Annotated in this window: 15 protein-coding genes and 2 pseudogenes; 3 read left to right on the top strand and 14 right to left on the bottom strand. The window is 60.0% G+C overall.

From position 1 onward, the window contains the following. The coding region (locus tag LC354_RS21845; protein WP_223421634.1) for a transposase at positions 1-410 on the bottom strand (410 nt) is incomplete at its 3' end. A 29-nt stretch (positions 411-439) separates the two neighbouring features. Here LC354_RS21845 and LC354_RS21850 point away from each other — a divergent pair. Next, entirely contained in the window at positions 440-886 is a 447-nt protein-coding gene (locus tag LC354_RS21850; protein ID WP_223427870.1) for a sensor histidine kinase, read from the top strand. Positions 887-976: 90 nt separating this feature from the next. On the opposite strand, the gene LC354_RS21855 is transcribed toward LC354_RS21850, so the two are convergent. The 11 genes and pseudogenes from LC354_RS21855 to LC354_RS21905 form a co-directional block, all read right to left on the bottom strand. After that, the gene (locus LC354_RS21855) at positions 977-1,558 is read right to left on the bottom strand and encodes a metallophosphoesterase family protein (RefSeq protein WP_223427872.1); all 582 of its coding nucleotides are present in this window, start codon (positions 1,556-1,558) and stop codon (positions 977-979) included. A gap of 3 nt (positions 1,559-1,561) precedes the next feature. Beyond that, positions 1,562-1,801 carry a metallophosphoesterase family protein gene (locus LC354_RS21860; RefSeq protein ID WP_223427880.1) on the bottom strand — a complete coding sequence of 80 codons (240 nt, stop codon included), beginning with the start codon at positions 1,799-1,801 and terminating at the stop codon, positions 1,562-1,564. Further along, positions 1,798-2,748 (bottom strand): diacylglycerol/lipid kinase family protein, encoded by a 951-nt coding sequence (locus LC354_RS21865; RefSeq protein ID WP_223427881.1) that lies wholly within the window; start codon positions 2,746-2,748, stop codon positions 1,798-1,800. Before LC354_RS21865 ends, LC354_RS21860 begins: the two co-directional genes overlap by 4 nt. Positions 2,749-2,809: 61 nt before the next feature. Next, positions 2,810-4,189: a hypothetical protein gene (locus LC354_RS21870; protein ID WP_223427882.1), complete on the bottom strand. Its 1,380-nt coding sequence runs from the start codon at positions 4,187-4,189 to the stop codon at positions 2,810-2,812. Positions 4,190-4,595: 406 nt separating this feature from the next. Continuing rightward, positions 4,596-5,633, bottom strand: a complete 1,038-nt coding sequence (locus LC354_RS21875; protein ID WP_223427884.1) for a glycosyltransferase family 4 protein — start codon at positions 5,631-5,633, stop codon at positions 4,596-4,598. After that, positions 5,630-7,168, bottom strand: coding sequence for an ABC transporter permease (locus tag LC354_RS21880; RefSeq protein ID WP_223427885.1), 1,539 nt, complete (start codon positions 7,166-7,168; stop codon positions 5,630-5,632). The genes LC354_RS21875 and LC354_RS21880 overlap by 4 nt, the downstream gene beginning before the upstream one ends. Next, positions 7,165-7,803 (bottom strand): annotated as a pseudogene (locus LC354_RS21885) (ABC transporter ATP-binding protein); the annotation flags it as partial. The gene LC354_RS21880 and the pseudogene LC354_RS21885, both read right to left, overlap by 4 nt. Positions 7,804-7,909: 106 nt before the next feature. Beyond that, a complete protein-coding gene (locus tag LC354_RS21890; protein WP_223427888.1) occupies positions 7,910-8,902 on the bottom strand; it encodes an ABC transporter substrate-binding protein in 993 nt (330 codons plus the stop codon). A 13-nt stretch (positions 8,903-8,915) separates the two neighbouring features. Continuing rightward, on the bottom strand, positions 8,916-9,818 hold the full coding sequence (locus tag LC354_RS21895; RefSeq protein ID WP_223427890.1) for a lysylphosphatidylglycerol synthase transmembrane domain-containing protein: 903 nt from the start codon (positions 9,816-9,818) through the stop codon (positions 8,916-8,918). A gap of 3 nt (positions 9,819-9,821) precedes the next feature. Continuing rightward, entirely contained in the window at positions 9,822-11,432 is a 1,611-nt protein-coding gene (locus LC354_RS21900) for a sulfatase-like hydrolase/transferase (RefSeq protein ID WP_223427891.1), read from the bottom strand. Then, positions 11,429-12,139: a CDP-alcohol phosphatidyltransferase family protein gene (locus LC354_RS21905; RefSeq protein ID WP_223427892.1), complete on the bottom strand. Its 711-nt coding sequence runs from the start codon at positions 12,137-12,139 to the stop codon at positions 11,429-11,431. Before LC354_RS21905 ends, LC354_RS21900 begins: the two co-directional genes overlap by 4 nt. Before the next feature lie 446 nt (positions 12,140-12,585). Between LC354_RS21905 and LC354_RS21910 the strand changes: the two genes are divergently transcribed. Continuing rightward, entirely contained in the window at positions 12,586-13,164 is a 579-nt protein-coding gene (locus tag LC354_RS21910; RefSeq protein WP_223427894.1) for a YceI family protein, read from the top strand. A gap of 129 nt (positions 13,165-13,293) precedes the next feature. On the opposite strand, the gene LC354_RS21915 is transcribed toward LC354_RS21910, so the two are convergent. After that, on the bottom strand, positions 13,294-13,626 hold the full coding sequence (locus LC354_RS21915; protein WP_223427896.1) for a cytochrome c: 333 nt from the start codon (positions 13,624-13,626) through the stop codon (positions 13,294-13,296). A gap of 453 nt (positions 13,627-14,079) precedes the next feature. Then, positions 14,080-14,394, bottom strand: a pseudogene (locus tag LC354_RS21920) (DUF1003 domain-containing protein); the annotation flags it as partial. A 94-nt stretch (positions 14,395-14,488) separates the two neighbouring features. On the opposite strand from LC354_RS21920, the gene LC354_RS21925 reads away from it, so the two are divergent. Then, positions 14,489-14,898, top strand: a 410-nt coding sequence (locus tag LC354_RS21925; protein ID WP_223421634.1) for a transposase, incomplete at its 3' end; no start/stop codon positions are given.

Below are 14,898 nucleotides of genomic sequence, written 5' to 3' on the forward strand. Positions count from 1 at the left end.
TCAGACAGAGCCGCCCGGTTCTCTGCGGTCGCCAGTCCCTCGGTCTCGAACCGGCCCATCTGCGACGTGGATGCGGCATGCGCATCGACGGCACGGCCACCGACAACCTGGCGCATCACGGGATCGAGCGCGAGACGGTCGGCGTCATTGACGTCCCCGTATCCTGCCAACCGGCCGTAGACCGATTGCCGAAACAGCCCGTCGAGCCGGTGGATCGTGTTCTTGCCACGGCGATTATCGCACAGGGCAGCAGACGCCAGATTGGACAGACCGAGCGCGTCATCAAGCTCGCGCATCACCAGAAGGCCGCCATCCGAACTGAGCTGAGCGCCCCGGAATTCCAGCCGCACGCGAGGGTCAAAATCCACACGATCTGCCCGCTGCAAGCCCGCACCCTCTGGGTGATCCATGAAACACATCCTCCGCAGCAACCAACGCCATGATATATATAGAAAATATCACGTTCAAGACAGCGAAATCAGAGATCTACTTGGGGAATGCGGGAAACCATTTCAGCGATCTGATCGATGGCCGGATCATTCTTGCAGGGCCGAAGGTCACCCTTTCGCCTGACGCGGCACAGGCGATTGGCATGGCCTTGCATGAACTGGGCACAAATGCAGGCAAATATGGGGCACTCTCGACAGACGATGGTGAGGTTGAGGTGGTCTGGGACATAAGCCCCGATACAGATATTTTCACGATAAAATGGACCGAACGCAACGGTCCGAAGGTCGTGCCGCCAAAATCGAACGGGTTTGGATCCATCGTCATAAATCAGATGACGACCTCCGTCCTGAAAGCGGAAGTGGCGCTTGACTATGCTCCGGACGGCGTCAGGTGGACGATGACATGCGCAGTCGCTGACCTCGCTCGCGCCTTGTAGACTTTTGATGTGCCGAACCTGCCGAGGGCAGCGGGACGCCCTGCAAGGGCAGCAGCCTCTTCGTCACCTGCACGGACGATCGTAATAGATCTAACACGTCGGGTCAGTGGTTCCTTCCATGTCGGCTTCCCACCCTGTTGTGATCCGCCGAAAGCGGATCGTGCTGTCCTGGCGAAAGAAATCCGTGCCCGTGCTGATGTAACGTTCGACACGCACAGTTTCGTCGTCGAGGGTCAACAGATTGAAATCGTTCTCCTGACCCCTGTATCGATCCGAAAGACCGGTGCCCGCATGCACTTGCAAGACCGTAGGCTCGAACTGCGTCGCGGCAAAAACGTCCGCGCGCCAGCTATGCAGGTGCCCGGACAGGACGATATCCGTACCCAGTTGCGCGAGGGAGCTTATCGCCAAATCCGCACCGCGCATAAGTTTCTTCTGCTCGCCCGGCAAATGCTCAAGCGGATGGTGCACGACGACGATCCGGAATGCCCCGGCAGGCGTCTGCGCGAAGCCTTGTCTGACGGTCTCGATATCCTTTTTGTCGAACCAGCCTCGCTGCCAGCCCAGTGGATTGACGGAATTTATGCCGACGACTGACCATCCCGGATCATGCACCTGCGGTTCGAGGTCGGTTGATATCCAGTTCCGATAACGCCGCCACGGTGCGAACACCCGCTAGAACAGATTGTCGAGAGGTGTATCGTGGTTTCCCGGCACCACCAGCACCAGGCTTTCGATGCGGTCGATCAGTTCACGGGCGCGGGCGAACTGAGCCGCCCGGGCCCTCTGGGTGAGATCACCGGAAATCGCGACGAGATCCGGGGCCAGCGTATTGATCTTGTCGATGAGCGGGCTCAGCAATTCGGGACGGTCCCTACCGAAATGAAGGTCCGAGACATGGAGCAGGCGTTTCATCGCGTCGTCTCCCCGCTGCCGAACGGAACGATGATCGGCAACGGATCATGGCTGAGGGACAATCGGAACGGCCCGGACATCATGCAGCGTTCTCCGTCGCGGGCCACCAACAGTTTCCTGCGGGAGGTGCTGATTTCGAAATCCTCGCTACACACAAGGTGGAAATCGCGGTGCCGCGACGCACGTCCCAAGAGCATTGCGGCGGCGCTTCGCAGCATACCAAACCGCCCCTGATCCGGTGCGATCAACATGGCCATCTGACCATCCTCGATGCATTGTGCGCCTTCCATGCCCATATGCTTCAACTGGAACGCGTTGTTGAGCACAAAGATCATGGGTGTGCGGACATCTTTTGTCTTGTCTTGGGTCCGGATGCTGACGACCAATGGTTTTGGCCATCGAAACAACACCTTGAGCGCTGACCAGTAGGCTGCTGTGCGGCTTCGGCCCCAGAAATTGTAGATGTCCTCACGGGACCGCAGGATCTGGGGATAAAGCCCGAAATTTGCATTGTTGAGGAATACGGTGTCATTCAGCAAGGCCAGACGCAGCGACCGCGTATGGCCGCCCGCAATCACGTCCACTGCGTCATCAAGGTCCTGCGGAATTCCCAAAGATCGCGCGAAATAGTTGAAGGTACCGCGTGGCAATATACCCATCGTGGCTTGCGTGCCCGAAAGGGCCTGAGCCACACCGCTGATCGTCCCATCACCCCCCGCGGCAACCACCGTCCTGTGGCCGGAATCGACAAGGGTACGGACGGTTTCCTCAAGAGGTTTGGAAGGGTCCAGGACTTCGATTTGAGGGGATAGTCCGACGCGCGAAAAGGCCGCCTGCACGTCCCGTTCAGAAGGGCCTGCCTCCTTTTTCCCGGACCGGCCGTTCAGCAATACACAAAACTTACTCAAGGAGTTTGTAGCGGGAGCGTCAAACGCTGCATCAGACATCGTTTCGGGGCCTTTGCTCGAAAATGACGGGATGGTCAGGTCGGCACCCACAGAACTACGCTCACTCGTCTTGTGCCGCTTGGACTTTTGGCGTGCCAGTGTCGTTGTCAGAACTGTCCGACTGCTCGGCTGTGGCGCCGGTCTGCGGTTCTTCGGCTTCCGTGTCGCCGGATGCTGAGTCGGTTTCCGTGCTGCCGGATTGATCACCGTCACCGCTGTCCCGCGCTTGGGAGTCCGAGCCGCTTTCTGCGGGTTCGGCACCATTCGACGTCTCTGTGGATGCAGCTGATTGTGGCTCATCGGATCCGGTGGATTCTGCGTTATCTTCTGCGCTCTGTGTAGAGCCTTCGGCGGTGACACCATTAGTGTCACTCTCAGACGTTGCAGTTGATTGTGGCTCATCGGATTCGGTGAGCTCAGCGTTATCTTCTGCGCTTTGTGTAGAGCCGTCGGCAGTGCCACCGTTAGCGTCACCCTCAGACGCTTGATCTTGTGATGTGTTCGATGTTGCGTCTTGATCCTGCGGCGCCGCGCTGACGGGCTCGGACTTGCTCTCAGCCTCTGATTCATCCGAAGACTGACCCGATTGCGTGTCGGAAATTGCCGCCGCCATTCGGTTTTCGATGTCGGCCAACCGGTTTGCCCGCTGTTCAACATTCTCGGTCAACCGGGTAACCAGCGTTTGCAATTCCTCACGTTGGGCACGCAGTGCGTCGCCATCTTCTTGCAGGTTGGTGGCTTCTTTCTGAAGCTCTGTAACGGTGTCTTCCATTGTCTGGCGGTGCGATGTCAACTCGGTGATCTCGCTGTCCAAAGCGTCCTTCTCAGCCTGCATCTGATTGCGCACAACAGTCTGTTCCTGAACTTCCGTCTCCAGTGTTGCAGCCTCTTCGGAAAGGCGCGCGGTGTCTTCCGTAAGCGTGGCCATGGCCTGACGCAAATCGGTTTCGATCAGGCGCGCCTCTTCAACGCGCGTATTCGTGGCTTCCAATTCTGATTGCTGCGCGTCGATCGTTTCCGAAAGCTCGGCACTGCGCGCCTCAAAGCTTTCGATCTCTTCGCGCAGGGGCGCCGCTTCGGCTTCCAGATATTCGAGTGCCTCTCGCTGGCGCGCGACTTCCTGATCAATGCTGTCCTTCTGCGCCATGACCTCTTCCAACCCAGCGCGGGCTGTGTCGAGCTCCGACTGTGCAGTCGTTCGTTCACTGTTCAGGTTTTCAAGCTCGGGACGGATGGTGTCTATCTCGGTGCGCAATTCATCGACCGTACCGGCGGCATCCTGCTGCTGCTGTAACTCGTTTTGCAAGGTGGTGACTTCTTGGGTCAAACTGTTGCGGTCCTGGGCGCCTGTGACGCCAAGGTAGATCGCAAGGAGCACGCCGACGAAGGCGATCACGCCAAAAACCTTTGTTGTTTTGCTGGAACCGTCCTGAGTTGCCATGGTGTTTTTCTCCGTCTGCATGCGTCAAGTTAAACGATAACGACGAGGTCGCGATTTGGTTCCCTGCATGTTTCCAGTGATGGGGTGACAGGCAGAAAGCAAAGCACCGGCTTCTGGCATCCATCTCTGGGCGTATCGGTGTCATCGGTATGTCGCTGCGTTTCGCTTCGGTCTGTTACCGCCATCTATGCGGTGCCGATCCTCGGGCGCGCCTCGCGTATGCACAACGCGACGCAGACACCCTCGAAAGTGATGCCCACATTGCGATGTGGAAAACGAAGGCCTCTACAGCATTGAAGCCGTGCAAACTCAGTGGGAGCCGCGTGGCCAATAGGACCGCGAAGGCCAAAGAGGCCATGGCTGACGCCTTATGATTGGTCTTGAAAACGGATGTTGGCAGAGCCGATCATGCTAGCGTTCGCAGAACGTTCGCAATGATCTGCGCGGTATCTTCCCAAGTGGGCAATTCGGACCCTTGCACGGCGGAGGCGCTGGCATAGGTCGTGCGGGTATCGACATCGCTCAACATCTGACGCAGGGCCGCGCCGAACGCATTGCCGTCGCCCGGTCGGACGAGGATGCCCGCATTCCCAACCGTCTGCGGGACTGCGCCGGTGTCGCAGGAGACAATTGGCAGTCCGAACATCATCGCTTCGCCGAAAACCATCCCGTAGCCTTCGTACCGCGTGGCCAATGCGAAAAGGGTCGCGGCACTGTAGCGGTCGTGCAGGGCAAGGCGGTCAAGCTCTCCCGAAAAGGTAACGCGGCTGCCGAGGCCGAGGTCGGCACAAAGTTGATCAAGCGCTTCCTTGGTGCCCAGGTCATGCGTTTTCCCGACAATGTCGGCAGACCAGGGCAGATCGATGATCGTCGCCAAGGCGGCGAGGAGCGTATCATGCCCTTTGCGCGGGGCGAGCAGGCCGACGGACAGGATCAGTGGCGGCGATTGCGGCTTGTTTTTGCAATCCCCGGGTCGCGTAAATCCGGGCGGCGCGACGGTGATCTGGTGTCTGTCCACGCCAAAGTCCGAACATAGGATGGCCGCCGTGTGCGGACTGGGCACCACGATATGTGCCATCTGTGCAAGCGCCGCGCGTTCTTTTTGTATCAACAGGGATGCGCGCTCGGCAGACAGGCCCGTTTCGTACCCGAGCGGATGATGGGTGATTGCGACGAGCGGCGCCGCAAGTTGCGCCGCACCTTGCGGGTCAATCGTGCCGGCGATGAACCCGTCGAGGATAACGGGTACATCAGCGGGCACCTGTGCAAGGGCCGCCAGTGTCATTTCCATGTCATGCGGCGACGGATCGGGAAAGCTGTCGGACAGTTCGAGGTGCGTGGTCTGCACACCGATCCGGTTCAGGGCGGCCAGGACTTCGGCTTCGTAGATGAAACCACCGGTCTTGCGGTGCATGTCACCGGGGATTGCAAAAACGGCCTTCATGCCAATTGCTCGGCGGCATAGCTGGACAAAATCCACCGCTCTGCCCGTTCGACCAGCAAATAGGCGGCCACGGCAACAAGGGCTACGGCGACGACAGCACTCCAAAGCATGTTGTAGTCGGACGTGCTGGACGTCAGCGCCATCAATGCGCCGATACCGCGACCCGTCGCAAGCCATTCTGTCGTCGTGACCGCAAGCAGGGCGGCAGGCACCGCCATGCGCGCAGAGGCAAAGAACGCAGGCAGCATTGCAGGGATCTGGGCAGAGACCAACAGACGCAGACGGCTGGCGCCGTAGCTGGCAAAAACGTCGCGCACTTGTCCTGGCGTCTGTGCCAACCCGTGCAGGCAGGCGACAAATGAGGGGAAGAAGATCATGATTGCCACGATCGTTATCGTTCCCGTGGCACCGCGACCGAGCGCAAGAACCAGCAAGGGGGCCGTCGTGATGATCGGCACAGACCGAAACATCACAGCCAGCGGCATGATCAGCCCTGCCGTTCCGGGCAGAAGCGTGAGCGCGGCCGCAAGCCCCGCGCCAAGCACAAGTCCGGCCGCATAGCCCGGCACCGTCCAGATCAGGGTTTCCCACAAGGCGCCAAGCAAAGTGTTGCGCGCCACCGGATCGCCCAGATAGGTCAAAACATCGCCGGGCCGTTTGGCAAAGAACTGCGACAAGCCGAAGGCATCCATGGCAACTTGCCAGATCAGGAGTAGAAGGAGGGTAATGCCAATGGCTTCGACCATACGGCGCAAGAAAGGGTCGCGTGCGCCAGGTGACCCCGTACTCAGAATCAGAACCGGCGGCCCTTCGCCGCGCAACCGCGAGAGCGCCCCGATGCCCAGATATGCCAGGATTGAGACGGTCGCCGCGACGACCGCGATGCTCCATGTCGCCACCACGTCAAGGCCGGCCATTGCGCGCAACGTCAGCACGCCAAGCCCGCGCTCCGCGCCGGTAAATTCACCAACCATGGCGCCGAGGACCGCTGCTGGGGCCGCGATCTGCAAACCGGCCAGCAGGTAGGGCGCGCAGGCCCGTGCGCGCACCACCCGGAGGATCGTCAGAGGCCCGCGTCCGTAGAGGTGCACGAGGTCCGTCCACCCTGTCGGCACTGCGCGCAGGCCGACGACCAGCGCGAGATATGTCGTGTAGTAGACGGCCAAGGCGGCGAGTGTGATCTGCGGTCCGGTGCCCGTGCCGTAAAGAACGCGCAAGATCGGCCCCGTGGCCACAATCGGCAAACAAAAGATGACGAGTGCGGCAAACGAGATAAACCGCTCCGTGCGTGGCAGCACGATCACCAGAATGGCAATAGCGCCTGCCGCGAGATTGCCCCAGACGAAGCCCCAGAACGCGGCTGAGAGTGTTGCGGCAGATGCATGCCCGACGAGGCTCGCGTTGGCACGGAGCCAAAGCGCGACGTCAACCGGCCCTGCAATCACGAAACTGCCGGCGTTCAGCACCGAGAGGGCTTCCCACAGCGTAATGGTCGCCAGCACGCCGAGGAGTGGAAAGGCCGCGCGGTAGATCACGCAGCCGCCGCCAGAGTGCGGGAGACAGCATCCATACCGTTTTCGATATCCGCCGTGGTCCGGCCTTCGACCGCGATATCCGCGATCACACTAGCGGGACGCGGGGACAATACGATCACACGATCCGACAGGGTAACAGCCTCGGCAATCGAATGGGTCACAAGGATCGCGGTTGTCCCGCGTGCGCGCCAGAGAGGAGGAAGCTCGCTCCCGAGGCGGGCACGGGTCAATTCGTCGACCGCGCCGAACGGCTCGTCCAGAAGGATCAACTCGGGTGATGTCACAAGGCAGCGCGCAATCGCCGCACGCTGCCGCATCCCGCCCGAAAGCGCCGCGGGACGGGCATCGGCGAACCCCTCCAGCCCGACAAGCGCGATCAAGTCGTCGATGGCCGCAGCATCGAAAGGTTGCCGCGCCAGTTGCAGGGCGAGGGCGATGTTGCCATGCACGCTGCGCCAGGGCAAAAGGGATGCATCCTGAAACGCCATGCCGATGCCACCACGGTGCGCCAGATCCCTGGGTGTTTCATCCCCGATCATGACCGTGCCTTTCGTCGGCGTCTCCAGGCCTGCAATCAATCGCAGCAGCGTTGATTTTCCACACCCCGACGGGCCGACGAGTGCGGTCGTCTGCCCGGCATGGAAGGTAATATCGACAGGGGCCAGCGCGTCCACAGGGGACGCGCCGCCAAAGGATTTGGACAGCCCCGAAGCGATGATGTCGTGCGTGGCCATATCGTTATTATGCATACACGTCTTCAAGCAGCGAGCGGTCCCAGAGATCCGGGCTCACGTCACGGCCGAGAAGGGCCAGCGTTTCGATGTTTGCAGCCACGCTTTCCTGAGTGAACCAGCCGAACGGGTCGCTCGCATCATCTGGAAACATCAGCGGAATTTGCCGGCGGGCCTGCTCGCGCTGTGTTGCGGGATCAAGGCCCGCGTCGGGGAACATCGCAAGGGTAAGATCGGTGGCGGCATCGGTATCGGCCTCATACTCCGCCCAACCCAGCACTTCGCCACGCAACAGACCCACGACATCCGAACGGCGGTTGGCGATGCTGTCGATGGTTGCGATGTAAGTCTGGGAGTGCACTGAATAGCCGTGATCGGCCATCAGCATCGTGACGCTTTCGACCCCTTGCATCGCCATGGCGACGGGTAGGTCGGTGGCCCAGCACAGCAGACAATCGACCTGTCCATTCAGCAGGGGTGCTGCATCATATTGGGTCGGTACGATCTCGATATCATTGATGTCCACGTCATTCAGCGTGCAGAGCGCCTGCAACACAGGCGTGTTCGCAATAGCCATCCCGATACGCTTGCCCACCAGATCGGCAGGCGTGCGTACCGCGTTTGCGGGCAGCGATGCGATGGCGAAAGGGTTCTTTTTCATCGCGACGCCGATGATTTTGAACGGCGCCCCCTGTGCCACGGCGGCGGAGGCGTAGTCGGCAGCGGAAATGCCGACAAGAGCACGGCCCGCGACCACGGGTGGCTCTACCGGAGCATTCGGCCCCCCCGGATTAAGCGCAACGTTGAGGCCCTCGTCGCGCCAAAAGCCGCGCTCCTGCGCGATATAGCTGCCCGCGAATTGCACCGAATGCAGCCATGACAATTGCAGGGCCACATCCGTGGTCTGCGCGATTGCGGGGGATATGCCGAGCGCGCCGAGGCCGAGGGTCGCGGCACCCGTGCTGAGGACGTGGCGGCGGGTGAGGGGGGTGAATGATGTCATATCGTCTCCGGTATCAGTAGGGTTTTGAGATGAGGTCGGGGGTTGGCCCGTGCGGCCTGTGGACCAGGAATGCGATGGCGGGCAAGGCTGCGATCAGCATGCAGGCCCCGTAGGCGATACCAGCCGCGATCCCTTGCGCCGCTGTCGCCCCTGCCAGTGGAAAAAGAACCGCCGCTGCCCCTTCGCGCCAGCCCCAGCCGCCCACCGACAGTGGGATCATCATGGCGGTCAGGACAAGGGGGATCACGGTAAAGACTGCGGCGAGTGGCAGGATCACGCCCACAGCCCGTGCACTGGCGTAGAAGCTCAAGTTCAGCAAAAGCGCGATGAGGATGGCCAGTGCAATCTGGCGCGGCGCGCGTAATGTTGTCCATAACGGTGCAAGAAAGGCCCGCGTGTCCGGGTTTCTCCGTTGTTTCACAAAAAATGCGCCAGCAGCCACCAGCGCGAGACATGCCAGCGCTGTGCCTGTCCACCACGGCCAGACGATGCCACCCGGGATCGCAAGGGAAATCGTCAGCCCTAACATCAAAAGCAGGAGGGTCGCGATTTGACCCACCGCCCGCTCGACCACCACCGATTGCGCAGCACGGCGCAATGCGCCTGGCTGTGTCACGCGGATAGCGCGGGCCACATCGCCTGCAATGCCGCCGGGAACGACCTGATTGACGAGTGTGGCGTAAAAATACTCGCGCAACGCCCTGTCATAGCGCAGGGGGAGGCCAAGATCGCGGGCCACCCAGCGCCAGCGCAGGGCACACAGGCCCGTTATCGCGCCGATGCCCGCCACACAGGCCGCAAGCCAACGCAGATCGGCCTCGCGCAGCCGCGCACCAAGGTCCGCAAGATCGTTCACGGTGAGCAAGACCGCGATCACGGCTGTCGATACCGCCAGTCGTATGAGACGTTGCATCATGGCCTAGCTTCCCGCCTGCGACGAAAACGCCGCGATGAAGCGATCGCGAAACGCATCCATCCGGATCGACGGGACATCAGGATCGGGGATCATACCGGCGCTCCAGCCCCACCTATCGATCCGCGCGAGCACATCGGGTGGACCGATCAGGTGGGCCGGCACATCCGCCCCCTCGATCTGGCTGACGAACCCTGCGGGGGGATGATCGCCCAGAATGAGAATGAGGGGCTCCTCCTGCCCTTGCCGCGCGGCAAAACCGGTGACGGCTTGTAATGCGTAGTCGATCGAACGGCGGTAGAAATCGCGCACCGTGTCGTGGTTTTTCCATACCTCGCGGGGCGTGGGGCCAGCTATGGCCATCTCGTGGTAGATCGCGCCCTCGGTGGCTTTCTCCCACGGGACAATCTGTGTGATCGGCGTCCAGGGCGCATGCGAGGAGATAAGCGCAATCTGCACGAAGTCTCGGCGCGGGTCGGGGCCGATCAGATCGGGGAACGCGGCAAGCGTATATTGATCGGGCATGGTCACCCACCCGAAATCCGTCCCGTCATAGGCCATGTCGGCGGATTCCAGGATCGTTTCGAAGCCCATCAGGCTGCTTTCGGGCCATGGAATTGTGATCGCAGGCATCACGGCCGCGGTGCGAAATCCGGCTTCGGCGGCGAGGTGAAAGAGGGTGCGCCGCCCGCTGGTGAGCATCGCCGCATAGCGCCCCTGATCCGTGGTCCAGAGGCCCGAAGACACCGCTCCATGCGCCAACCAGCTTTGTCCGCCGGCCGTGGGCGAACCGAGCCAGCCACTGCGCATGGCAAGGCCCGCGTCTGCAATCGCGGTTTCGGCGGCGCGCAGAGTCGGGATATGGGTTGGTGCATAGAGCGGATTGTCGATGCTCGTCCGGCCGTAGCTTTCGATATAGATCAGAATGACGTCGCGGTCGCCGATGAGGTCGAACAGAGTGCGCCCGTCATCATATGTGTCTTCCGCCGCAAACGTTCGAAACGTCCGAAGATCTGCCGCTGTGGCCGCGACGTCTATCCCGCGCTTCATGACCAGCCTTGTTGTAAACGACGTGCCGTGAACGTCTTGGGGCGTTTTCCACCAGTTAAGGTTGTTGCCTGTGTCCGCGACCGTGAGGGCAGCAAAACCCAAGGCCGTTGTCCCTGCCATGATCCGGACCGTTTTGTTGACGGACGTTTTTGCCCAATGGCGCAACGCCCACCACAATGCAACAAACACACCGATCAAAGCCAATAGTGCGCCGATCCAGACGAGCACCACACCGGGCGTTCCGATACTGTCCCGCAACAAGTTCGTGCCCGCCTCGATCAGAAACGCATCCAACAGCGGGTTGAACGGTCGATTGTACGCCGTAAACATCGCGACATCAGCGAGTTTCACGAACACAGCGACGAGGATAACGACAGCGATGAGCGGTGGGAATACGCGCCCCGCGCGACTTGTCGATCCGATGGCCAGCATGCAGCCCAGAAGCACTGGAAGTTCCAGTGGAAACCGCGCAAAGATTGGCAAGGTGAAGTTGCCAGGATAGTTTGGCAAGGCCAGCGCGGCGAACAGCAGCGCGGAGGCAAGGACAAGGAGCGCGACGCGTCTCATGCGCGCCGCTGCCACAGAAGCCAGATATCGGCACCAAAAGACCACGCCAGAACGCCTGTCGCGCTGTAGACTATAAGCGTTGACAGCGCCTGCGGTACATCCGGCACGAGCAAGAAGATAAGCGCCGCAATCTGGACGACGCAAACTGATTTCCGCCGCAAACGATCCGGCAGCGGTGCCGACAACCATGGCCAGATCCATGCCGCCCCCACGAACAGATACCGCATAAAGCCCAGCAGGAGCACGATGGCGGCAACGCCCGATTGCCATGCAATCACCGCAAGTACGGCACCGAGAAGGGCGTCCGTCTCCATATCAAATCGGGCGCCGAACGCGCTGACATGACCGGTGCGCCGGGCAAGCCAGCCGTCCATGCCGTCCAGCGATAGCGCCAGCACGGCTGCTGCGCAGATGCTCCAATGCGCCATGGGTGTCGTCGGGGGGGTCAGGATTGCGCCGGCCAGTACGCAAACGAATGCGGCACGCAGCAGGGTGATGATGTTACACGCGCCAAGGGTAGGATGCGCGTAGTGGCGGATCAGGCCCGCGCCTGCGGTGCCTGCGATTACCAGAAACATGGCGGCGGGGAGCATCGCACTGGCATAGGCCCACAGCGACAGGGTCCAGACCAGCGGGAGCAGAACCAGCGAAAGTGCAGCAAAGACCAGTCCTGGATGCATGAAAGCAGTCGCGGTACGGACGGTCATGATGCGGTCTCTGTGAAACGCTTGGATGGGGGGCGCAGGCCGGATTTGCAGGCGGGCGCTGGATGCACGCGTCCCATGCAACAGTGCAAGATGAAAGCGCTTAATCGGGCAGCCTGAATTCCCCACTCCGGATCAAGTCGGCGCGCGCGCGACACGTATGCGATGCCCACTCTATGCAACGTGAGCGCCTCCCGCGTCTGCGGTTCGGCCATGCCGGGTTTGAGAAACGACACAAGTCTCATTCACGCGCCGGGCGGCGCGATGCATCTTGTTCACGCGCCGGGCCGCGCGATACATCTTGTGCATCGTGTTTGAAAGTGCATGCCTTGGTGCGCTCGTGTCGTTCACGTCCGATCCTTGCCCTTGTGCGTGTCTGGTTTAAGTAGCCTGTTACGCTTGAATACCAATGCTAGTGCTTCCATTTTCCAACTCAAGGAGTTCCCTACATGCGTATCCTGACTGCCGCTGCTTTCACGCTTGCTGCCACAACTTTGCACGCTGCGCCTGCGCAATACTCACTCGACCCGGAACATACCCTGGTTGCATTTACGGTAGACCATGTCGGCTACTCACGTGTACTGGGCGTGTTTGCCGAGGTTTCCGGCGGTTTTGTTTACGATATGGAAACGCAAGAACTCAGCGACGTGTCAGTGACCATCGGTGCGGCGTCGGTGGAAACATTTCATGATGCCCGCGACAAGCACGTAAATTCAGGCTCGTTTCTGAACAGCGGCAGCTTTCCCGAGATTGTCTTCAGTGCCAGTGCGGGTTCACCGACGGGTGATACCACCGGTACGGTCACGGGCGATCTGTCAATACTGGGCCAGACACATCCGGTCACGCTTGACGTGACCCTCAACAAGGCGGCGGACTACCCGTTTGGCCACAAGAGATTCACCCTTGGCCTGTCCATCTCCGCCGAGATCATGCGAAGCGAATGGGGCATGACGTACGGCGTCGATAACGGTCTCGTGGGCGATGCGGTAACGATTATGATCGAAACGGAAGCAATGAAGATGGAATGAGGGCGGCAAAGTCTCCACTCCCTGCGCAGGGGTACGCCGTTCATCTCATTGCTAAGGCGCTTGGTGTAACGTTTGTCTTATATGCGTCTGGTGGGCGCACATTTGTAACTTACGCAGTCTGCTTATCACTCAAGGGACATAGGCCGTCGGCGCAGGGTCCTGTAGTGTTTCAAGGAAATTGACGATGTCGATCAGCTTGGCGGGCACCAACATATTCACACCGTTCCCGGTGTCGAATTCCACCATCTCATTGTCCAGAAAATTTTCGAAAACAGGCATATCCTCGCGCGGGAGTGTATTTCGAGAATATCCGTCTAAAATCGACATGATCTCGAGCATGGGCCAAACGCCATCGCGACGGGCAGCGATCTTTGTCAGGTCCGCTGGTTTTGTCGACAAACTGGTTGCAACAGGGCCATCCCCTTGTCCGGTACTGCCGTGACAGGATACACAGTTTTCCACATAGAGGGTTTCCGCCGAGCTCTGGGCTTCCAGCGCAGTTCCAAGAAAAAGAAATGGGATAATTAGTACGAAATGCGTCAACTCTGACCTGCTTTCATCAAAGGTTGCTCGTTTCTAACGCAATTGCTTGAAAGTGAATTGATCTTCATCAATTACGCTTGATCTGTTTCGGCGCGCTTTACCGAGCGGAGGATTGTGACGTTCGGCGACCGCGCGTACAGCCTGATCGTGTCTTTATGCCAGGCGTGACATTCGCATAACTCCAGATATCGATAACGCATCGCCATGCGCGGTTGCAAGACCTGCAACATCGCCTTTCACGTCCGTCCAGCGCATTTGACGCAAACACTTTGCAAGACCTGATCTGCACCCCCAGTGACCCAGATTTGAACAACCGCCGGGACAACAGGGTGCTGCAAGGCGGGAAGGACAGATGAAAGTGGGCGTGCCGGTTCAACGGTCTTCATTCAAGCGTTCCTCCAGCAGTTCGATCTGGATCTGTTGCAGTTCGGCAAGCTTGTCCCACTGCTGAGCCATCTGATGGTCCATTTTTTCGTGCAACTGCCGGATCTCCAGTTCCGCCTTCAAATTGACACGGTAATCGTTCTCTGCCTGTATCCTGTCTCTGGTATCCTGACGCCGCTGACTCATCATGATGATGGGGGCCTGAAGGGCTGCGAGACTGGACAGGACGAGATTCAGCAAAATGAAGGGGTAGGGGTCGAACGGACGCACCAACAGCCCGATTGCATTCAGCGTGATCCAAAGCCCGCATTCCCCAAGTAGATCTCTGATTTCGCTGTCTTGAACGTGATATTTTCTATATATATCATGGCGTTGGTTGCTGCGGAGGATGTGTTTCATGGATCACCCAGAGGGTGCGGGCTTGCAGCGGGCAGATCGTGTGGATTTTGACCCTCGCGTGCGGCTGGAATTCCGGGGCGCTCAGCTCAGTTCGGATGGCGGCCTTCTGGTGATGCGCGAGCTTGATGACGCGCTCGGTCTGTCCAATCTGGCGTCTGCTGCCCTGTGCGATAATCGCCGTGGCAAGAACACGATCCACCGGCTCGACGGGCTGTTTCGGCAATCGGTCTACGGCCGGTTGGCAGGATACGGGGACGTCAATGACGCCGACCGTCTCGCGCTCGATCCCGTGATGCGCCAGGTTGTCGGTGGCCGTGCCGTCGATGCGCATGCCGCATCCACGTCGCAGATGGGCCGGTTCGAGACCGAGGGACTGGCGACCGCAGAGAACCGGGCGGCTCTGTCTGA

This window comes from Tateyamaria pelophila (assembly GCF_019966495.1).
GTDB classification, from domain to species: domain Bacteria; phylum Pseudomonadota; class Alphaproteobacteria; order Rhodobacterales; family Rhodobacteraceae; genus Tateyamaria; species Tateyamaria pelophila.